At 62.8% G+C, this 19932-nt stretch carries 14 protein-coding genes; 11 read left to right on the forward strand and 3 right to left on the reverse strand.

From position 1 onward, the window contains the following. Window positions 1–82 precede the first annotated feature (82 nt). The 7 genes from lpxB (at window position 83) to PJE01S_RS15840 (ending at window position 8376) form a co-directional block, all read left to right on the forward strand. A complete protein-coding gene (lpxB, locus tag PJE01S_RS15810; protein ID WP_068834604.1) occupies window positions 83–1222 on the forward strand; it encodes a lipid-A-disaccharide synthase in 1140 nt (379 codons plus the stop codon). Then, on the forward strand, window positions 1194–1811 hold the full coding sequence (gene rnhB, locus PJE01S_RS15815; protein ID WP_068834605.1) for a ribonuclease HII: 618 nt from the start codon (window positions 1194–1196) through the stop codon (window positions 1809–1811). The genes lpxB and rnhB overlap by 29 nt, the downstream gene beginning before the upstream one ends. Then, entirely contained in the window at window positions 1808–2590 is a 783-nt protein-coding gene (locus PJE01S_RS15820; protein ID WP_084389590.1) for a TrmH family RNA methyltransferase, read from the forward strand. Before rnhB ends, PJE01S_RS15820 begins: the two co-directional genes overlap by 4 nt. A 251-nt stretch (window positions 2591–2841) precedes the next feature. Continuing rightward, complete coding sequence (gene carA / locus PJE01S_RS15825) at window positions 2842–4038, forward strand: glutamine-hydrolyzing carbamoyl-phosphate synthase small subunit (protein WP_068834606.1); 1197 nt, start codon at window positions 2842–2844, stop codon at window positions 4036–4038. Beyond that, entirely contained in the window at window positions 4031–7261 is a 3231-nt protein-coding gene (carB, locus tag PJE01S_RS15830) for a carbamoyl-phosphate synthase large subunit (protein WP_068834607.1), read from the forward strand. The genes carA and carB overlap by 8 nt, the downstream gene beginning before the upstream one ends. 117 nt (window positions 7262–7378) lie before the next feature. Next, on the forward strand, window positions 7379–7855 hold the full coding sequence (gene greA / locus PJE01S_RS15835; protein WP_068834608.1) for a transcription elongation factor GreA: 477 nt from the start codon (window positions 7379–7381) through the stop codon (window positions 7853–7855). Window positions 7856–7911: 56 nt separating this feature from the next. Next, on the forward strand, window positions 7912–8376 hold the full coding sequence (locus PJE01S_RS15840; protein ID WP_377371961.1) for a DUF4149 domain-containing protein: 465 nt from the start codon (window positions 7912–7914) through the stop codon (window positions 8374–8376). Between the two features lie 44 nt (window positions 8377–8420). Here the strand turns inward: PJE01S_RS15840 and folD are convergent, their stop codons facing one another. From folD to PJE01S_RS15855, 3 genes are all read right to left on the reverse strand, one after another. Then, window positions 8421–9266, reverse strand: a complete 846-nt coding sequence (gene folD, locus PJE01S_RS15845; RefSeq protein WP_068834609.1) for a bifunctional methylenetetrahydrofolate dehydrogenase/methenyltetrahydrofolate cyclohydrolase FolD — start codon at window positions 9264–9266, stop codon at window positions 8421–8423. An 88-nt stretch (window positions 9267–9354) separates the two neighbouring features. Further along, window positions 9355–9981, reverse strand: a complete 627-nt coding sequence (locus tag PJE01S_RS15850; protein ID WP_068834610.1) for a response regulator transcription factor — start codon at window positions 9979–9981, stop codon at window positions 9355–9357. 36 nt (window positions 9982–10017) lie between these two features. Then, entirely contained in the window at window positions 10018–12588 is a 2571-nt protein-coding gene (locus PJE01S_RS15855) for a PAS domain-containing sensor histidine kinase (protein WP_068834611.1), read from the reverse strand. A 302-nt stretch (window positions 12589–12890) separates the two neighbouring features. Here PJE01S_RS15855 and aceE point away from each other — a divergent pair, with 302 nt between their 5' ends. Genes aceE through lpdA form a run of 4 tightly spaced genes read left to right on the forward strand, consistent with a single transcriptional unit; the run spans window position 12891 to window position 19775 of the window. Further along, on the forward strand, window positions 12891–15623 hold the full coding sequence (gene aceE / locus PJE01S_RS15860; protein ID WP_068834612.1) for a pyruvate dehydrogenase (acetyl-transferring), homodimeric type: 2733 nt from the start codon (window positions 12891–12893) through the stop codon (window positions 15621–15623). Window positions 15624–15667: 44 nt separating this feature from the next. Continuing rightward, window positions 15668–17338, forward strand: a complete 1671-nt coding sequence (gene aceF, locus PJE01S_RS15865; RefSeq protein WP_068834654.1) for a dihydrolipoyllysine-residue acetyltransferase — start codon at window positions 15668–15670, stop codon at window positions 17336–17338. Beyond that, a complete protein-coding gene (locus tag PJE01S_RS15870; RefSeq protein WP_068834613.1) occupies window positions 17335–17925 on the forward strand; it encodes an Ntn hydrolase family protein in 591 nt (196 codons plus the stop codon). The genes aceF and PJE01S_RS15870 overlap by 4 nt, the downstream gene beginning before the upstream one ends. Further along, on the forward strand, window positions 17922–19775 hold the full coding sequence (gene lpdA / locus PJE01S_RS15875) for a dihydrolipoyl dehydrogenase (RefSeq protein WP_068834614.1): 1854 nt from the start codon (window positions 17922–17924) through the stop codon (window positions 19773–19775). The genes PJE01S_RS15870 and lpdA overlap by 4 nt, the downstream gene beginning before the upstream one ends. Window positions 19776–19932: the final 157 nt, after the last annotated feature.

Here is a 19932-nt window from a genome sequence, read left to right on the forward strand (position 1 = left end):
TGCGTCCACCCCTCTGCCCACTCGTAGAGAGGCTGGTGGGCCTGCCGCCAGCCCGGCCGTGCAGGCGGCGCCGCGCGTCGCCATGGTGGCCGGCGAAACCTCCGGTGATTTGCTGGCAGGCTTGCTGCTCGATGGCCTCAAGGCGCGCTGGCCGGCCTTGGTGTCCAGCGGCATAGGCGGGCCGCAGATGGCGCGCCGGGGTTTTCAGGCCTGGTGGCCCAGCGACAAGCTGGCGGTGCGCGGTTATGTGGAGGTGCTGCGACACTACCGCGAAATCATAGGCATCCGCGAGCAGCTGAAAAAGCGCCTGCTTGATAGGGCCGATCAGCGCCCCGACGTTTTTATCGGCGTGGATGCGCCCGATTTCAACCTGGATCTGGAGGCCGCGCTGAAGGCCGAAGGCATCAAGACCGTGCATTTCGTCAGTCCCTCCGTCTGGGCCTGGCGCGCCGACCGGGTCGAAAAAATCCGGCGCAGCGTGGACCATGTGCTGTGCATTTTCCCGTTTGAACCGGCCCTGCTGGCCTCGCATGGCATTGCCGCGACTTATGTCGGGCATCCGCTGGCCAACGTGATTCCGGTGGCGCCTGATCGGGCGGCGGCGAGGCGCCAGTTGGGCCTGCGGGATGAGGACACCGTCATTGCCATCTTGCCGGGCAGCCGCAAGTCGGAAATCCAGTACCTCGCTACTCGCTTTTTCAGGGCTGCGGCGCTGGTCAAGCGGGCGCAGGCTGCTATTAAATTTGTAGTGCCTGCGGTTCCCGCGCTAAAGGCGTGGATAGAGCGGCTGGCCGATGAGGCGGGTGTGCGGGCGGATCTGCAAATCGTCGAAGGCCAGTCGCACACGGTGCTGGCGGCCTGCGATGTCACCCTGATCGCCAGCGGCACCGCCACGATGGAGGCGGCCTTGTTCAAGCGCCCCATGGTGATTGCCTACAACATGAACTGGCTGTCGTGGCAGATCATGCGGCGCAAAAAACTCCAGCCCTGGGTCGGCCTGCCCAACATCCTTTGCCAGGACTTTGTGGTGCCGGAGTTGCTGCAGGAGGCGGCGACGCCCGAGGCGTTGGCGCACGCGCTACTGCAGTGGGTTGACGCAAAAACTGCGGCGCCCGACAAAATAGCGGCTGTCGAACAACGATTCACCAAGCTGCATGCCGAGTTGCAGCGCGACACTTCTCAATTGGCGACCGATGCGATCCAAAAAATTCTTGAAGGCTGAGCAAACCGCCTTGTCCTGGGACACCCCGGGGTTGATGGCGGGCGTTGACGAGGCCGGGCGCGGGCCCCTGGCCGGGCCGGTGGTGGCGGCAGCGGTCATCCTGGACGATTTGAATCCCATCAAGGGACTGGCCGACTCAAAAAAACTCACGGCCTTGCGGCGTGAAAAGCTTTACGACGAAATCCGCGCCAAAGCGCTGTGCTGCTCCATTGCGCTGGCGAGCGCCGAAGAAATCGATAAGCTGAACATTTTGCAGGCCACTATGCTGGCCATGAAACGTGCGGTGGAGGGCTTGCGGCTCAAGCCCAGCAAGGTGCTGGTCGATGGCAACCGTCTGCCGGCACTTGGCGTTCTGGCGGAAGCCATTGTCAAAGGCGACGCCCTGGTACCGGCGATCTCGGCCGCGTCCATTCTGGCCAAGGTCTACCGTGATCGCTGGTGTCAGGAGTTTGACCTCGAATACCCGCAGTACGGTTTTGCCGGCCACAAGGGCTATGGCACGGCCGCGCACCTGGCCGCGTTGCGGGAGCACGGTGCCTGTCCCCAGCACCGCAAGTCGTTTGCGCCGGTGGCCGAGGTGCTCCGGTGAGCAGCGGTTTTGCCGTCCCTGTGTCGCATGTCACGTCCCGCGACAACCCGCTCATCAAGGAGTTGCGCAAGCTTTCGCAAGACAGCACGGCTTACCGCAAGCAGGGCCGGGTCTGGCTGGAGGGCGACCATCTGTGCCGTGCGGCGCTGCTGCGCGGGTTGAAACCGGCCGTGGCCGTTTTTTCGGAGTCTTTTTGGCCTCTGGCCCCCGCTGAGTGGGCGCAGGCAGCTATTAAAAACATAGTGATTTCCGACGCGTTGCTGCCGGAGATCAGCGGCCTGGAGTCCCCGGCGCGCATGGGCTTTGTGCTGGAATTGCCGGCCGCAACGGCGCTGCGGCCCGATGCGGCCTCGGTGATTCTGGATCGGGTCCAGGATGCCGGCAATGTCGGCTCCATTTTGCGCAGTGCGGCGGCGTTTGGTTTTGGCCAGATCATCGCGCTCAAGGGCACGGCCGCGCTCTGGTCGCCCAAGGTGCTGCGCGCCGGCATGGGGGCGCACTTTGCCCTGCAACTGGTGGAAGGGGTGGCGCCGGAGGCGCTGGCCGGCTTGCGTGTTCCCATCGTCGTCACCAGTTCGCACCACGGCAGCTTTTTGCACCAGCAACAATTGCCCATGCCCTGTGCCTGGGCCATGGGCCATGAAGGGCAGGGCGTCAGCGACGAGCTGATGGCCCGCGCTGCACTGAAGGTCCGTATCGACCAGCCGGGCGGCGAAGAATCGCTCAATGTGGCCGCAGCGGCAGCCATCTGCCTGTACGCAAGTTCGTTGGGGATATAAACCCACCCCCGTCCAGTCTCGCTGCGTGTAGTCTGTTCCCCCTCGGGGGGGCGGCCCCCTCGGGGGCAGGGAGCTACACGAAGTGAGCGACCGTGGGGGCCACGTTCACGCTATAATCAAGGGCTTTTCAAATCACAGCTTCGCCCGAGCGCATACAAAGCCAACACCCTCACAAAAGCATCCAGCAAGAGTCTTGACCGAGACGTTTCTTGTGCACGCTTGGGCGAACCGTAACCAACCCGGAGAACCCAGTGCTTTTGTCTCTACAGGGAATATCAGGAATAACCCCTCACGCCATCCTGGCGCTCGCAGACGGCACGGTCTTTGTCGGCAATTCGATTGGGGCCGCTGGCTCCACGATCGGTGAGGTGGTGTTCAACACCGCCATGACCGGCTACCAGGAAATCCTCACGGATCCCAGCTACTGCCAGCAGATCGTCACCCTCACGTACCCGCATATCGGCAACTACGGCATCAATGCCGAAGACGTCGAAGCCGGCAAAGTCCATGCCGCCGGCCTGATCATCAAGGATTTGCCGCTGCTGGCATCCAACTTCCGCATGTCCATGACCTTGTCCGAGTACCTGGTCAAGGAGAACACGGTGGCGATTGCCGGCATTGATACCCGCCAGCTGACGCGTCATCTGCGGACCAAGGGCGCCCAGAACGGCTGCATTCTGGCCCTGGCCGACGGCGAGCCGGTCAGCCAGGCCGCCATAGACAAGGCCATTGCGGCCGCCAAGGGCGCGCCCAGCATGGCCGGCCTGGACCTGGCCAAGGTTGTGTCCGTGAAGCAGACCTACGAATGGACGCAGACAGAGTGGAAGCTGGTGAACCTGGAAGGCAAGCCCGGCTACGGCGTGCAGATCACCCCCCGGTTCCATGTCGTGGCCTACGATTTCGGCGTGAAGAAGAACATCCTGCGCATGATTGCCGAGCGTGGCGCGCGCATCACGGTGGTGCCGGCACAGACGCCGGCCGCCGACGTGCTCAAGCTCAAACCCGATGGCATCTTTCTGGCCAATGGCCCGGGTGACCCCGAGCCTTGCGACTACGCCATTGCCGCCGTGCGTGAACTGATTGAAACCGGCATTCCGACCTTCGGCATTTGCCTGGGTCACCAGATCATGGCCTTGGCCAGCGGTGCCAAGACCTTCAAGATGAAGTTCGGCCACCATGGCGCCAACCATCCGGTCAAGGATCTCGATAACCAGCGCGTCAGCATCACCAGCCAGAACCACGGTTTTGCGGTGGACGAGAAAACCTTGCCCGCCAATCTGCGTCCCACGCACATCAGCCTGTTTGACGGCACGCTGCAGGGCCTGGCCCGCACCGACAAGCCGGCCTTCTGCTTCCAGGGCCACCCGGAGGCCTCACCCGGCCCGCACGACATTTCCTATTTGTTCGACCGCTTCACGGCACTGATGGAGCAACACAAACATGCCTAAGCGTACAGACATCAAATCGGTTCTCATCATTGGCGCCGGCCCCATCATCATCGGCCAGGCCTGCGAGTTCGACTATTCCGGCGTGCAGGCCTGCAAGGCGCTGCGCGAAGAGGGTTACAAGGTCATCCTGATCAACAGCAACCCCGCCACGATCATGACCGACCCGGCGACCGCCGACGTCACCTACATCGAGCCCATCACCTGGCAGACGGTTGAAAAAATCATCGCCAAGGAGCGGCCGGACGCCATTTTGCCCACCATGGGCGGCCAGACCGCGCTCAACTGCGCACTCGACCTCTGGCACCACGGCGTGCTTGAAAAATACAAGGTCGAGTTGATAGGCGCCAAGCCCGAAGCCATCGACAAGGCCGAGGACCGCCTGAAGTTCAAGGAAGCGATGACCAAGATCGGTCTCGGCTCGGCCCGCTCCGGCATTGCCCACAGCATGGACGAAGCTTGGGGCGTGCAGAAGTCCGTGGGCTTTCCGACCGTGATCCGCCCCAGCTTCACGCTGGGCGGCACCGGCGGCGGCATTGCCTACAACCCCGAAGAGTTTGAAGTCATCTGCAAGCGCGGCCTGGAAGCCTCGCCGACCAATGAGCTGCTGATCGAAGAGTCGTTGCTGGGCTGGAAAGAGTACGAGATGGAAGTGGTGCGCGACACCGCCGACAACTGCATCATCGTCTGCTCGATTGAGAACCTGGACCCCATGGGCGTGCACACCGGCGACTCCATCACCGTGGCGCCGGCCCAGACCCTGACCGACAAGGAGTACCAGATACTGCGCAACGCTTCCCTGGCCGTGCTGCGCGAGATCGGCGTGGATACCGGCGGCTCCAACGTGCAGTTCTCCATCAACCCGGTCGATGGCCGCATGGTGGTGATCGAGATGAACCCGCGCGTGTCGCGCTCCTCGGCGCTGGCCTCCAAGGCCACGGGTTTCCCGATTGCCAAGGTGGCGGCCAAGCTGGCCGTGGGCTACACGCTGGATGAGTTGCGCAACGAGATCACCGGCGGCGCGACCCCTGCGAGCTTTGAGCCCAGCATCGATTACGTGGTCACCAAGATCCCGCGTTTCGCGTTTGAAAAATTCCCGACAGCCGACTCGCGCCTGACGACGCAAATGAAGTCGGTGGGTGAAGTGATGGCCATGGGCCGCACCTTCCAGGAGTCCTTCCAGAAAGCCCTGCGCGGCCTGGAAGTGGGCGTGGACGGGATGAACGAAAAAACCCAGGACCGCGAAGTACTCGAGAAAGAACTCGGCGCTCCGGGCCCCGACCGCATCTGGTATGTGGGTGACGCCTTTGCCCTGGGCATGAGCGTGGATGAAGTGTTTGCGCTGACCAGGATCGATCCGTGGTTCCTGGTGCAGATTGAGCAGATCGTCAAGATCGAGCTGGAACTGGAAACCACCTCGCTGGACAAGATTGACGCCGTCACCTTGCGTGCGCTCAAGCAAAAAGGCTTCTCGGACCGCCGGCTGGCCAAGCAGCTCAAGACCACCGACACCGCCATCCGCGAAAAGCGCCGTGCGCTGGGCGTGCGCCCGGTCTACAAGCGCGTGGACACCTGCGCCGCCGAGTTTGCGACCAACACCGCCTATATGTACTCGACCTATGAGGCCGAGGGTAGCGAGTGCGAGGCCGCGCCCACCGACAAGAAAAAAATCATGGTGCTGGGCGGCGGGCCCAACCGCATCGGCCAGGGCATCGAGTTTGACTACTGCTGCGTGCACGCGGCCCTCGCCATGCGCGAAGATGGTTATGAAACCATCATGGTCAACTGCAATCCCGAGACCGTCTCCACCGACTACGACACCAGCGACCGCCTGTACTTCGAGCCGCTGACGCTGGAAGACGTGCTGGAGATTGTCGACAAGGAAAAACCCTTTGGCGTCATCGTCCAGTACGGTGGCCAGACGCCCTTGAAGCTGGCGCTGGACCTGGAGAAAAACGGCGTGCCCATCATCGGCACCTCGCCCGACATGATTGACGCCGCCGAAGACCGCGAGCGCTTCCAGAAGCTGCTGCACGAGTTGAAGCTGCGCCAGCCGCCGAATGCCACGGCCCGTACCGAGCCCGAAGCGCTGGAAAAGGCCGCCGCCCTGGGCTACCCGCTGGTGGTGCGCCCCAGCTATGTGCTGGGTGGCCGTGCGATGGAAATCGTGCATGAGCAGCGCGACCTGGAGCGCTACATGCGCGAAGCCGTCAAGGTCAGCCATGACTCGCCGGTGCTGCTGGACCGTTTCCTGAACGATGCGATTGAGTGCGATGTGGACTGCATCCGTGACGCCGAGGGCAAGACCTTCATCGGTGGCGTGATGGAGCACATCGAGCAGGCCGGCGTGCACAGCGGCGACTCGGCCTGTTCCCTGCCGCCGTATTCCCTGAGCGCAGAAACCGTCACGGAAATCAAGCGCCAGACCGCCGCCATGGCCCAGGCCCTGAATGTGGTCGGTTTGATGAACGTGCAGTTCGCCATCCAGAACATCGATGGCAAGGACGTGATCTACGTGCTGGAAGTGAACCCGCGCGCGTCGCGCACCGTGCCTTTCGTCAGCAAGGCCACGGGCATCCAGCTGGCCAAGGTGGCGGCACGCTGCATGGCCGGCCAGTCGCTGGCCTCGCAAGGCATTACCAAAGAAGTCACGCCGCCTTATTTCAGCGTGAAAGAGGCGGTCTTCCCCTTCGTCAAATTCCCCGGCGTGGACACGATTCTCGGCCCCGAGATGAAGTCCACCGGCGAGGTGATGGGCGTGGGCAAGACCTTTGGCGAGGCCTTTGTGAAGTCGCAGCTGGGCGCAGGCACCAAGCTGCCGACGTCGGGCAAGGTCTTCCTGACGGTCAAGAACAACGACAAGCCGCGTGCCGTTGAAGTGGCGCGCGCGCTGGCCGCCCTGAAGTTCGAACTCGTGGCGACCAAGGGCACGGCTGCCGCCATCCAGGCGGCCGGCATTGCCTGCACGGTGGTGAACAAGGTCACGGAAGGCCGCCCGCATGTGGTGGACATGATCAAGAACGACGAAATCGCCCTGGTCATCAACACCGTGGAGGAGCGCCGCAATGCGATTGCCGATTCACGGCAGATCCGCACCTCGGCGCTGCTGGCCCGCGTCACCACCTTCACCACGATTGCCGGTGCCGAAGCGGCGGTCGAAGGCATGAAATACCTGGACAACCTGAACGTGTATTCGGTTCAGGAGCTGCATGCGCAGCTGGCGTGAAGCCTAGGTGATTTTCCGGGCTCGTTGAGCCCGTATTTGCATTAAACTTATTGCAGATTAAACACTCCGCCGCCAGGTGACTGGTGGCGGTTTCGCTTTTGCAGGAGTAAAAAATAAATGGCAACCTTACCGATTACCAAGCGCGGTGCAGAAAAACTCAAGGCTGAATTGCACCAGCTCAAAACCGTTGAGCGCCCCTGGGTCATCAACTCGATTTCCGAAGCCCGTGCGCAGGGTGACCTGAGCGAAAACGCCGAGTACGATGCCGCCAAGGACCGCCAGGGCTTTATTGAAGGCCGTATCCAGGAAATCGAGGGCAAGCTGTCTGCCGCCCAGATCATTGATCCGGCGGAGCTGGATGCGGGCGGCAGGGTCGTGTTCGGCTCCACCATCGAGTTGCAGGAAGAAGACTCCGGCGACACCGTGACCTACCAGATCGTGGGTGAGGACGAGGCCGATATCAAGCAGGGCCGGGTCAACATCAGCTCACCGATTGCGCGCGCGCTGATCGGCAAGGATGAGGGCGACACCGCCGAGGTGCAGGCACCGGGCGGCCTCAAGCGCTACGAGATTGTGTCAGTCAGCTACCTCTGAAGCATGTGGCCCCCACGCTTGTCCCTGTGCTGCGTTCGGTGGCCCCGGGCCTGATGATGCCGACAAAACAACGTTTCAGCCTCTTGCTGGCGGCCCTCTGGTGGGGCAGCCTGACGGGCCTGGGCTTTGTGGTGGTGCCCCTGCTGTTCATGCATCTGGGCAGCCCTGCGGCGGCCGGCGCCATGGCGGCCAAACTCTTCACGGCGCAAACCTGGCTGAGCACCGGCTGCGCCATGCTGATGCTGCTGGTTCTTAACAGGAAAGACGGTCCAGCCCTTTCTCCACCTGCGGATGCAGCTATGAAATTCATAGTCGCTGGCCTGCTGCTGGCCTTGCTGGTCGAGTTTGGCGTGGCCCCGCGCATCGTCAATGCGCGGGCCGAGGGCGGCGATCTCAAACTCTGGCATGGCCTGGGAAGCGCCATGTACCTGGGGCAATGGCTGTGCGCCGGCTTCGCCCTCTGGCGCCTGTCCGGGCGTTCAGACGCGCAAAACACCGGGGCTCACGCCGACCCGGCCTGAGCCGGCCGTCACGCCCCGGCCCATGTGGCGCGGGGTTGTGCGCGTCAAAGCCGTTCAGCGGCTTCCAGCGTGTTGACCAGCAGCATGGTGATGGTCATGGGGCCCACGCCGCCAGGCACCGGCGTGATGTAGCCCGCCACTTCCCTGACGCCCTCGAAATCCACGTCACCGCAGAGTTTGCCTTCGGCGTTGCGGTTCATGCCGACGTCGATCACCACTGCGCCGGGTTTCACCATGTCGGCGGTCAATACCTTTTGCTTGCCCACGGCGGCCACAATCACGTCGGCCTGCAGCGTCATGCCCTTGAGGTCTTTGGTGGCGCTGTGGCAAATGCTCACGGTGGCATTTTTCTGCAGCAGCATCAGTGCCATGGGCTTGCCCACGATGTTGCTGCGGCCTATGACCACGGCATGCTTGCCGCGCAGGTCGTAGCCAATGGATTCGAGCATCTTCATGCAGCCATAGGGCGTGCAGGGCCAGAAGCCGGGCATGCCGGTCATCAGGGCGCCGGCACTGGCGACGTGAAAGCCATCGACATCCTTGGCGGGCGCAATCGCTTCGATCACCTTTTGCGCATCAATGTGCGCGGGCAGGGGCAGCTGCACCAGGATGCCGTGGATGGCGGGGTCCTTGTTGAGCGCTTCCACGCGGGCCAGCAGTTCGGCTTCGGTCAGGCCGGCGGGGTATTGCTCGAGCACTGAATGCAGGCCGGCGTCATGGCAGGCCTTGACCTTGTTGCGCACATACACCTGGCTGGCCGGGTTTTCGCCGACCAGCACCACGGCCAGACCCGGTGTGATGCCGCGGGCGCGCAGGGCGGCCGCGCGCTGGGCGACTTCGGCCCGCAGCTGTTTGGAGAGGGCATTGCCGTCAATGAGTTGTGCAGTCATTTTTCAGTTTTCTCAAGTAAAAACGCCCGCTGGTCCAGGAGCCACGGGCGCAATTAGCTATCGATAAGATAGCGTTTGATGGTCGGGCTCAGGTCTTGGGCGCGTTGGAGCCCAGGGCTATCTTGAGCAAATCGGCCACGGTGTTGGCATTGAGCTTTTCCATGATGTTGGCGCGGTGCGCTTCCACCGTCTTGATGCTGATGCCCAGGTCGTCGGCGATCTGCTTGTTGAGGCGGCCGGCCACAATGCGTTCGAGCACCTGGGCTTCGCGCGAGGTGAGCTTGGCGAGCAGGGCGTCGCGGCTGGCGGACTGCTGGAAATCGCTGAAGGCTTCCTTGGCCTGCTCCAGCATGCGCTCGACCAGGTTGACCAGCGCCTCTTCCTGGAAAGGTTTCTGGATGAAATCCATGGCGCCTTTCTTCATGGTGTTGACCGCCATGGGCACGTCGCCATGGCCGGTGATGAACACGATGGGCAGTGGCGACTTGCGTTCGACCAGGCGGTCCTGCAGTTCCAGGCCCGTCATGCCGCCCATGCGGATGTCGACGATCAGGCAGGCCACTTCGCGTGCGTCGTAGCGGCTCAGAAAGGTTTCGGCCGAGTCGTAGCAGCGCACCCGGTAATCCTTGCCTTCGAGCAACCATTGCAGTGAGTCGCGCACGCCCTCGTCGTCATCAACGACGTAGACCGTGCCTTTTTTGGGAATCAAGCTCATGCCGTGCCTTCTTGTGTGAACTGTCTCGAATGGTCTTTAGGGAACGCCGGCATCCTTGAACGCTACGTTATCGGTAGCAGCGGCCGCCAGTGAAAGCAGGGGTCTCACGGGAATCCAGAAGGTAAACCGGCAACCCACCACTTCCTCTCCATTGTAGAGGTTCTCGGACTCCATCCGGCCGTGGTGAGACTCGACAATGCTGCGGCACAATTTCAGGCCTATGCCCATGCCTTCGGCCTTGGTGGAGTAGAAGGCCTCGTACAGCCGGGTCATCACTTCCGGCGACAGGCCGTGCCCCGTGTCGAGTACCGAAAACTCGACCACGGCCTGGTCTTCGATGTGTTTGGGCACCACGCGCAATTCCACGCTGCGGCGGGCCGGCGGCAGTTGGGCCTGCTCAATCGATTCGGCCGCATTCTTCATCAGGTTGATCAGCACCTGCTCGATCAGGATGGGGTCCACCATGATGTTGGGCAGGCGCGCCGCGATGTAGTGGGTCAGCCGCACATGGTGGCGCCTGAGCTCGATCTCGGCCAGTTCCATCGCGTTGCTGACGATGGTGGCGACATCGGAAATGGTGCGGTTGGGTTCGCTGCGTTTCACAAACGAGCGGATGCGCTGGATGATCTGCCCGGCGCGGTTCGCCTGCTTGGCGGTCTTCTGCAGCGCGACCAGCAAGTCCTCGTTGCTGATTTGCTGGCCCTTGATGCGTGACACCATGCCGTTGCAGTAGTTGTTGATGGCCGTCAGCGGCTGGTTCAGCTCGTGTGCCACGCTGGAGGCCATTTCGCCCATGGTGATGAGCCGGCTCGCGGTCTGGGCGCGTTCGTTCTGCAGGGCGGCCTGTTCTTCGGCATGACGCCGCGGCGTGATGTCGGTGGCAATCACCATCTGGGCCAGGCGGCCGTCCACCCAGGTCAGGTAGCGTGAGCGCACTTCCAGCCATTTGGCCAGCTCGGGCACAAAGATCTCGGCGTTTTCCGTCCGGGCCGCCGTGAGCTCGTCGGTGGGCAGGCCGGCCAGGCCGTCCACGGCATCGAGTGCATCGTCGGTCGGAGTGGACACGGGGACGCCGGCCTGGGCGATCAGGTTCAAGTGCCCGGAGACCTCGCCGCCAAACCAGGCGCGGTACAGCTTGTTGGCAAACAGCAGCTCTTCACTGCTGCCCAGCGGCGCCACGGAAACGGCGGCGTCCAGCCCTTCCAGCACCGTGGTGAAACGCTCATAGGAGGCGGTCAGTTCCTCGCGAATCCGTTTGGGTTCGGTGATGTCGGTCATGGAGGTCATCCAGCCGGTTTGCTGCCCGCGCGGATCAATCAGGGGGGACACATACATGCGGGCATCAAAGATCTGGCCGCTTTTGCGTTTCACCCGGACTTCAAAACCGCCAGGTGGCGTTCGGCCATGCAACTCGTCGTCCAGCCGCGCCATCAGCGTATCGAGCTCTTCCTCGGGCCAGTGGGGAAAAGGCGCGGTGCAACCGACCAGCTCGCTTTCAGACAGGCCCGTCATCTGGCAAAAAGCCGGGTTGACATAGGTGATGCGGCCCTGCAAATCCAGCGCACGCATGCCGGTCAGCATGGAGTTCTCCATGGCGCGGCGAAAGTTGGTCTCCGAGATCAGGGCTTGCTGGGCCTGCACGCGGCGACGCGTGTGGCGCCAGGTGCCCAGCAGCATCCAGACGGTCAGCGCACTCAGGGCGCTGACCAGCCAGAAAAAGCCGCTGCCGACCACCCCCAGCGAGGTGCGATAGCCCTCGGCGCGTATCAGCAGGCCGTTACCAACTGGCGAGACGGGTATTTCGTATTCAGCGGCACTGTCCGACCAGGGCAGCAGGCGTGCGGCCGGATTGCGTGGCGGCGGCACGTTGCCTGCCAGCACCATGTTTTTGTCGTCCACCAGGGTCACGGCGTATTTGGCGGTGACTTCGGTCGGCACGCCAAAGCGCAGCAACCCGTCTATCGAGTAGTCGCCCATGATGACGCCGTCGAACTTGCCCTGGTCATCCAGCGGCACCTGCAATTGCAGGCTGGGGGTTTTGTAGCCGTTGTTTTCCTTGGTGACCAGCGGGCGCGAGTAAACCGGCTGCCGCAGGTCGCGCGCCAGTCCGAAGGTGCCGTCGGTTTCCCCTATCTTGAGCTGCTCGCCGGCGCTGCGAATCTGGCTGGCGCTGGCGCTGGGCGATATGTAAGAGACCTTGACGCGCCGTTTGCTGTCCACCCAGCTCACCGCCATCAATTCGGGGTACTGGTTCACCAGCGACTCGGCCTGGCTGATGAACTCTTCGGTGTCGACCTCCTTGTTGGAGACATCCCTGCCAATGCGCATGAGCTGCTCCTGCCGCTCAAGCAGGCGCAGGCGCAGGCGCTGCTGGGCGTATTCCACATCGCGCCTGACGGCTTGCTGCTCGCGGTCGATTTCTTCAATCCGCAGGTAGCCGAAAGCCGCAATCACGGCGGCCAGGAAAAGCACCACCGCCAGCAATGGGCCCAGGGTGATGAAACGGTCTTGCCGCGAGGGCGACTGCTTGCGCCACCAATGGCGCCACAGAGCCAGAGGAGCGGGGCTGGCCGCAGCATTGGCGGGGGAGGGGGCGTGTTTGGGCATAGGGGATTCTGCAGTTTAAGTGAGAGGCCCTGCGCGGAGCAGGGCGGGTTGTGATCTTTTCAGGGGGCAGGAAGCGAAGCGCTTGAGCCCTGATGAACGGTATGTGACTGCATTTGTTTAGGGATTTCTTAATGTGAAATTAGAAAGCACGATTTGAAATTAGTCAAATATTATGAGAAACTAGAGACTTGGATCTAAATTGCGTTTAAAACACGCCTTGGTTCCAGCTTAGACACAAGCGTTGCGCGCAGGCTCTGCAAGGGCTTGTGTTGCAGGTTAACAAGCGTTACTTAGGAGACAAAATGGCTGCCAATCCCAACCAAGCCGGCACAGACAACTTACGCGCCGCCGCCAATGACCCACTGGACAAAGACACGCAGGAAACCCGGGAGTGGATGGATGCGCTGTCGGCGGTGATTGAAAGCGAGGGCCCCGAGCGCGCTCACTTTCTGCTGGAGCAATTGCTTGAGCACGCCCGCCAGAAAAGCATAGACATGCCTTTTTCTGCCAACACCGGCTACGTCAACACCATCGAAACCGATCAGGAAGAGCGCTCTCCCGGCAACCTTGAGGTTGAAGAGCGTCTGCGCGCCTACATGCGCTGGAACGCCATGGCCATGGTGGTCAAGGCCAACCGCCTGCACCCCGCCGATGGCGGCGACCTGGGCGGCCACATCGGCTCGTTTGCCTCGCTGGCCAGCCTGTTTGGCGCCGGCTTCAATCATTTCTGGCATGCCGAGAGCGAAAACCACGGCGGCGACTGCCTTTACATCCAGGGCCACGTGTCGCCGGGTGTCTATGCCCGCGCCTACCTCGAGGGCCGGCTGACCGAAGAGCAGTTGCTCAACTTCCGCCAGGAAGTCGACGGCAAGGGCCTGTCCAGCTACCCGCATCCCAAGCTGATGCCCAATTTCTGGCAGTTCCCCACCGTTTCCATGGGCCTGGGCCCGCTGATGGCGATCTACCAGGCACGTTTCCTCAAGTACCTGCATGCCCGCGGCATTGCCAACACCGAGAACCGCAAGGTCTGGGTGTTCTGCGGCGACGGTGAAATGGACGAGGTTGAATCGCTGGGCGCCATCGGCCTGGCGGCCCGCGAAAAACTCGACAACCTGGTGTTCGTCATCAACTGCAACCTGCAGCGGCTCGACGGCCCGGTGCGCGGCAACGGCAAGATCATCCAGGAACTCGAAGGCGAGTTCCGCGGCGCCGGCTGGAATGTCATCAAGCTGTTGTGGGGCAGCAACTGGGATCCGTTGCTGGCGCGCGACAAGGATGGTGCGCTGCGCAAGATCATGATGGAGTGCAACGACGGGGATTACCAGGCCTTCAAGGCCAACGACGGCGCCTATGTGCGCAAGCATTTCTTCGGCCGCGACCCCCGCACGCTGGAAATGGTTGCCAAGATGAGCGACGACGACATCTGGAACCTGCGCCGCGGCGGCCATGATTCGCAGAAGGTCTACGCGGCCTTCCACGCGGCCGTCAAGCACACGGGCCAGCCCACGGTGTTGCTGATCAAGACGGTCAAGGGCTTTGGCATGGGCAAGATCGGCGAGGGCAAGAACACCGTGCACCAGACCAAGAAGCTGACCGACGAAGACATCAAGATCTTCCGCGACCGTTTCAACATCCCGATTCCCGATAGCCAGCTGGCCGACCTGCCGTTCTACAAGCCGGCCGACGACACCCCCGAGATGAAGTACCTGCACGAGCGCCGCAAGGCCTTGGGCGGCTACCTGCCGCACCGCCGTACCCAGGCTGACGAGCAGTTCACGGTGCCGGCCATCGAGGTCTTCAAATCGGTGATGGAGCCCACGGCCGAAGGCCGTGAAATCTCCACCACGCAGGCCTATGTGCGCTTTCTGACGCAGCTGCTGCGCGACCAGGCGCTGGGCCCGCGCGTCGTGCCCATTCTGGTGGACGAGGCGCGTACCTTCGGCATGGAAGGCCTGTTCCGCCAGATCGGCATCTACAACCCTGCCGGCCAGCAGTACACCCCGGTCGACAAGGACCAGGTCATGTACTACAAGGAAGACGTCAAGGGCCAGATCCTGCAGGAAGGCATCAACGAAGCCGGCGGCATGGCCAGCTGGATTGCCGCAGCCACCTCGTACAGCACCAACAACCGCATCATGGTGCCGTTCTATGTGTACTACTCGATGTTCGGCTTCCAGCGCATCGGTGATCTGGCCTGGGCGGCCGGCGACATGCAGGCGCGCGGCTTCCTGCTGGGCGGCACCTCGGGCCGCACCACGCTGAACGGCGAAGGCCTGCAACACGAAGACGGCCACAGCCACATCCTGGCGGGCACGATTCCCAACTGCATCAGCTACGACCCGACCTTTGCGCACGAGGTGGGCGTGATCCTGCACCATGGTCTCAAGCGCATGGTGGAAAAGCAGGAGAACGTCTATTTCTACCTCACGCTGCTCAACGAAAACTACGCCATGCCAGGCCTGAAGGCCGGCACGGAAGAGCAGATCATCAAGGGCATGTACCTCTGCAAGGAAGCGCCCGCCGCGGCCGCCACGCCGCGCGTGCAGCTGCTGGGCTCGGGCACCATCCTGCGTGAATCCATTGCCGCGCAAGAGCTGCTCGAAAAAGAGTGGGGCGTGTCCGCCAACGTCTGGAGCTGCCCCAGCTTCAATGAGCTGGCCCGCGACGGCCAGGCCATCGAGCGCTGGAACCTGCTGCACCCGACGCAGGCGCCGCGCGTGTCCTTTGTGGGTCAACAGCTCGCCGCTCACGGCGGCCCTGTCGTGGCGTCGACCGACTACATGAAGGCCTATGCCGAGCAGATCCGTCCTTTCATTCCCAAGGACCGCACCTACAAGGTCCTGGGGACGGACGGCTTTGGCCGCAGTGACTTCCGCAGCAAGCTGCGCGAGCACTTCGAGATCAACCGTCACTACATCGTCGTCGCCGCATTGAAGGCGCTGAGCGAAGAGGGCACCGTACCGGTGGCCAAGGTGGCAGAGGCCATCCAGAAATACGGCATCCAGGCCGACAAGATCAATCCTCTTTATGCCTGATGCACGCCCTCACGCAAAAGCCAGAAGCAATCGGAGATAACAACATGGCATTGGTAGACATTCAAGTTCCTGATATCGGGGATTTCGACGAAGTAACGGTGATCGAACTGCTGGTCAAGCCGGGCGACGCCGTCAAGGCCGAGCAATCGCTGATCACCGTGGAGTCCGACAAGGCCTCCATGGAAATCCCGTCCAGCCAGTCTGGCGTGGTCAAGGAACTCAGGGTCACGCTGGGCGACAAGGTCAAGCAGGGCTCGGTGGTGCTGACGCTGGAGGTCGCCGGCGCCGAAGCCGCACCGGCTGCAGAGAAAAAACCGGCTGCAGCCCCCGCCGCTCCTGCGCAGGCAGCTAGCAATTCAGTAGCGACTTCAGCGCCCGCCGCTGCGGCGCCTGCCGCCTCCGGCCCGGTCGAAGTGCGCGTGCCCGACATCGGCGACTTCAAGGACGTTTCGGTGATCGAGGTCCTGGTCAAACCAGGCGACACCATCAAGGCCGAGCAGTCGCTGATCACCGTCGAATCCGACAAGGCCTCGATGGAAATTCCGTCGTCGGCTGCCGGCGTGCTCAAGGAACTCAAGGTCAAGCTGGGTGACACCGTCAATATCGGCGACCTGCTGGCCGTGCTGGAAGGCTCGGTGGCTCCGGCGGCCGCAGCGGCGCCACTTCCTGCCGCCTCTGCGTCGGCGCCTGCGGCAGCCAGCGTTTCCGTGCCGGCCGCTGTCGCCCCCGTGGCACCGGTAGCGGCCATGCCCGCGCATGAGCCCACAGCGGCGCCACAGGGCGGCTTGCCGCACGCCTCCCCCTCGGTGCGCAAATTCGCCCGCGAGCTGGGCGTGCCGCTGGCTGAACTCAAAGGCAGCGGTCCCAAAGGCCGGATCACGCAGGACGACGTGCAGGCCTTCACCAAATCGGTCATGGCGGGCGACACCCGTACCCAGGCCCAGGTGGCCAAGGCACCGGCCGCGTCGGCTGGCGGTGCCGGGCTGGATTTGCTGCCCTGGCCCAAGGTCGACTTCACCAAGTTCGGTCCGGTCGAGCGCCGGGACATGTCACGCATCAAGAAGATCAGCGGCGCCAATCTGCATCGCAACTGGGTCATGATTCCGCACGTCTGCAACCACGACGATGCCGACATCACCGAGCTGGAAGCCTTCCGCGTCCAGATGAACAAGGAAAACGAAAAAGCCGGCATCAAGATCACCATGCTGGCCTTCCTGATCAAGGCCTCGGTGGCGGCGCTGAAAAAATTCCCCGAGTTCAACGCCTCGCTCGATGGCGACCAGCTGGTGCTCAAGCAGTACTACAACGTCGCGTTCGCGGCCGACACGCCGAACGGCCTGGTCGTGCCCGTCATCAAGGATGCCGACAAGAAAGGCATCGTGCAGATCTCGCAGGAGATGGGCGAGCTGGCCAAGAAGGCGCGCGACGGAAAACTCAGCCCGGCCGACATGTCGGGGGCCTGCTTCACGATTTCGTCGCTGGGCGGCATTGGCGGGCGTTACTTCACGCCCATCATCAATGCGCCCGAGGTGGCGATTCTGGGTGTCTGCAAGAGCCAGATGGAGCCGGTATGGGATGGCAAGGCCTTCCAGCCGCGCCTGATGCTGCCGCTGTCCCTGAGCTGGGACCACCGCGTGATCGACGGCGCCGCCGCCGCGCGTTTCAACGCATACCTGGGCCAGATTCTGGCGGACTTCCGCCGTGTTCTCCTATGACCACTCTGGTGGTGGTCAAGAAGGCGGGGCAGGTGGCCATTGCGGCCGACACGCTGGTCACTTTTGGTGATACCAGCCTGGGCCACCGCTTCGAGGCCAACAGCAAGATCTTCAAGGTCGATACGCCGGCGGGCATGAGCTACGTCGGCATGGCCGGCACGGTGGCGCACTTTCCCGTGCTGCGCAAGGCCATGCTGGCGCTGCCCAAGGATCAGCTCAGGCTGGGCACCAGAGACGAGGTGTTTGACACCTTTGTCAAGCTGCACCCCTTGCTGAAAGAAACCTTTTTCCTGCAGACCAAGGAAGAAGAGAACGACCCGTACGAGTCCAGCCAGTTCACGGTGGTGATTGCCAATGCGAGCGGCATTTTCGGCCTCTACAGCTACCGTGAAGTCTTTGAGTTCAAGGAATTCTGGGGCATAGGCTCGGGCCGCAGCTTTGCGCTGGGCGCCATGCATGCCTGCTGGGAGCAGGCCAAAACCGCCCGCGAAGTGGCGGTGGCGGGCCTGAATGCCGGCTGCGAATTCGACAAAAATACCGCCGGACCGGTGGAAGTATTTACCCTCAAATTGAAAGCCCCCAAATGAGCGAATCTGCCAACCTGATCGATATCAAGGTGCCGGACATTGGCGACTTTGACGAAGTGTCCGTGATTGAAATGCTGGTCAAGGCCGGCGACACCATCAAGGCCGAGCAGAGCCTGATCACGGTTGAAAGCGACAAGGCCTCGATGGAAATTCCGTCTTCGGCGGCAGGCGTGGTCAAGGAGATCAAGGTCAAGCTGGGCGACAAGGTCAAGCAAGGTTCCGTGATCCTGACGCTGGAAGCGGCTGGGGCTGCTGCCCCCGTTTCGGAGCAAAAACAGGCTGCAGCGCCTGCTGCATCAGCGCCGGCAGCTAGCAAAACTGTAGCATCTGCAGCGGCTCCTGCCGCCGCCAGCTTCAGTGGCTCTGCCGATCTGGAGTGCGACGTGCTGGTGCTGGGCGCCGGCCCCGGCGGTTATTCGGCGGCCTTCCGCGCGGCCGACCTCGGTTTGAAGGTCGTGCTGGTCGAGCGCTACGCGACGCTGGGCGGCGTCTGCCTGAATGTGGGTTGCATCCCGTCCAAGGCCTTGCTGCACGTGGCCGCGGTGATGGACGAGGTCAAGCATTTCGAGGCCCTGGGGGTGAGTTTTACCGAGCCCACGGTGGACCTGAACAAGCTGCGTACCCACAAGGAAAAAGTCGTCGGCAAGCTCACCGGCGGCCTGGCCGCCATGGCCAAGATGCGCAAGGTCACCACCGTGCGCGGCGTGGGCCAGTTCGTGGGCGCCAACCACCTGCAGGTGGCGGAAACCGCCGGCGCCGAAGGCCAGGAAAAAACCGGCAAGACCCAGACCATCGCCTTCAAGAACTGCATCATCGCCGCCGGCTCGCAGGCCGTGCGCCTGCCCTTCATGCCCGAGGATCCGCGCGTGGTGGACAGCACCGGCGCGCTCGCGCTGAAGGAGGTCCCGAAGCGCATGCTGATCCTGGGCGGCGGCATCATCGGCCTGGAAATGGGCACGGTCTACAGCACGCTGGGCGCGCGCCTCGATGTGGTCGAGATGCTGGACGGCCTGATGTTGGGCGCCGACCGCGACCTGGTCAAGGTCTGGCAGAAGATGAATGCTCCGCGTTTTGACAACATCATGCTCAAGACCAAGACGGTGGGCGCCAAGGCCACGCCCGCGGGCATCGAAGTGACCTTCGCCGCAGCCGAAGAGGGCGGCACGGCTCCTGCACCGCAAACCTACGATTTGGTGCTGCAGGCCGTGGGCCGCAGCCCCAACGGCAAGAAGATCGCCGCCGAGAAAGCCGGCGTGGCCGTGACCGACCGCGGCTTCATCCCGGTCGACATCCAGATGCGCACCAATGTGCCGCACATCTTCGCCATCGGCGACATCGTGGGCCAGCCCATGCTGGCGCACAAGGCGGTGCACGAGGCGCATGTGGCGGCCGAGGTCATCGCCGGTGAACTGCAGGGCAACAGGGAGCTGGCCAGCGCGGCCTTCAACGCCCGGGTGATCCCGAGCGTCGCCTTTACCGACCCCGAAATCGCCTGGGTGGGCCTCACCGAGACCGAAGCCAATGCGCAGGGCATCAAGGTCAAAAAGGGCCTGTTCCCCTGGACCGCCTCGGGCCGCGCCATTGCCAATGGCCGCGACGAAGGCTACACCAAGCTGCTGTTCGATGACAGCCCCGAGGCACATGGCCACGGCAAGATCCTGGGCGGCGGCATCGTCGGCACGCATGCGGGCGACATGATTGGCGAGATTGCGCTGGCCATCGAGATGGGCGCCGACGCGGTGGACATCGGCAAGACCATCCATCCCCACCCCACGCTGGGCGAGAGCATAGGCATGGCGGCGGAGATTGCACACGGCAGTTGCACGGACGTGCCGCCGGCACGTAAGTAGACCAAGCATCCAAGCTACCCTGCAAAGCCCGAGCCCTCACCGGTTCGGGTTTTTGCCTTGTGGGTGCGGATTGCGTAGGCGTGGTGAACCAAGCAGTCACAATCGTGGATACCATAAAGCAAATAGCCTTAATCAGTCGATAACGTCAATCGCTAAC

It is taken from the genome of Polaromonas jejuensis NBRC 106434, assembly GCF_001598235.1.
Taxonomy (GTDB): domain Bacteria; phylum Pseudomonadota; class Gammaproteobacteria; order Burkholderiales; family Burkholderiaceae_C; genus Polaromonas; species Polaromonas jejuensis.

Excerpts from the sequence above, each read along its gene's own strand:
- lpxB (WP_068834604.1), top strand. The coding sequence starts at position 83 with ATGGTGGCCGGCGAAACCTCCGGTGATTTGCTGGCAGGCTTGCTGCTC.
- rnhB (WP_068834605.1), top strand. The coding sequence starts at position 1,194 with ATGCGATCCAAAAAATTCTTGAAGGCTGAGCAAACCGCCTTGTCCTGG.
- carB (WP_068834607.1), top strand. The coding sequence starts at position 4,031 with ATGCCTAAGCGTACAGACATCAAATCGGTTCTCATCATTGGCGCCGGC.
- greA (WP_068834608.1), top strand. The coding sequence starts at position 7,379 with ATGGCAACCTTACCGATTACCAAGCGCGGTGCAGAAAAACTCAAGGCT.
- PJE01S_RS15840 (WP_377371961.1), top strand. The coding sequence starts at position 7,912 with ATGCCGACAAAACAACGTTTCAGCCTCTTGCTGGCGGCCCTCTGGTGG.
- folD (WP_068834609.1), bottom strand. The coding sequence starts at position 9,266 with ATGACTGCACAACTCATTGACGGCAATGCCCTCTCCAAACAGCTGCGG.
- PJE01S_RS15850 (WP_068834610.1), bottom strand. The coding sequence starts at position 9,981 with ATGAGCTTGATTCCCAAAAAAGGCACGGTCTACGTCGTTGATGACGAC.
- PJE01S_RS15855 (WP_068834611.1), bottom strand. The coding sequence starts at position 12,588 with ATGCCCAAACACGCCCCCTCCCCCGCCAATGCTGCGGCCAGCCCCGCT.
- aceE (WP_068834612.1), top strand. The coding sequence starts at position 12,891 with ATGGCTGCCAATCCCAACCAAGCCGGCACAGACAACTTACGCGCCGCC.
- aceF (WP_068834654.1), top strand. The coding sequence starts at position 15,668 with ATGGCATTGGTAGACATTCAAGTTCCTGATATCGGGGATTTCGACGAA.
- PJE01S_RS15870 (WP_068834613.1), top strand. The coding sequence starts at position 17,335 with ATGACCACTCTGGTGGTGGTCAAGAAGGCGGGGCAGGTGGCCATTGCG.
- lpdA (WP_068834614.1), top strand. The coding sequence starts at position 17,922 with ATGAGCGAATCTGCCAACCTGATCGATATCAAGGTGCCGGACATTGGC.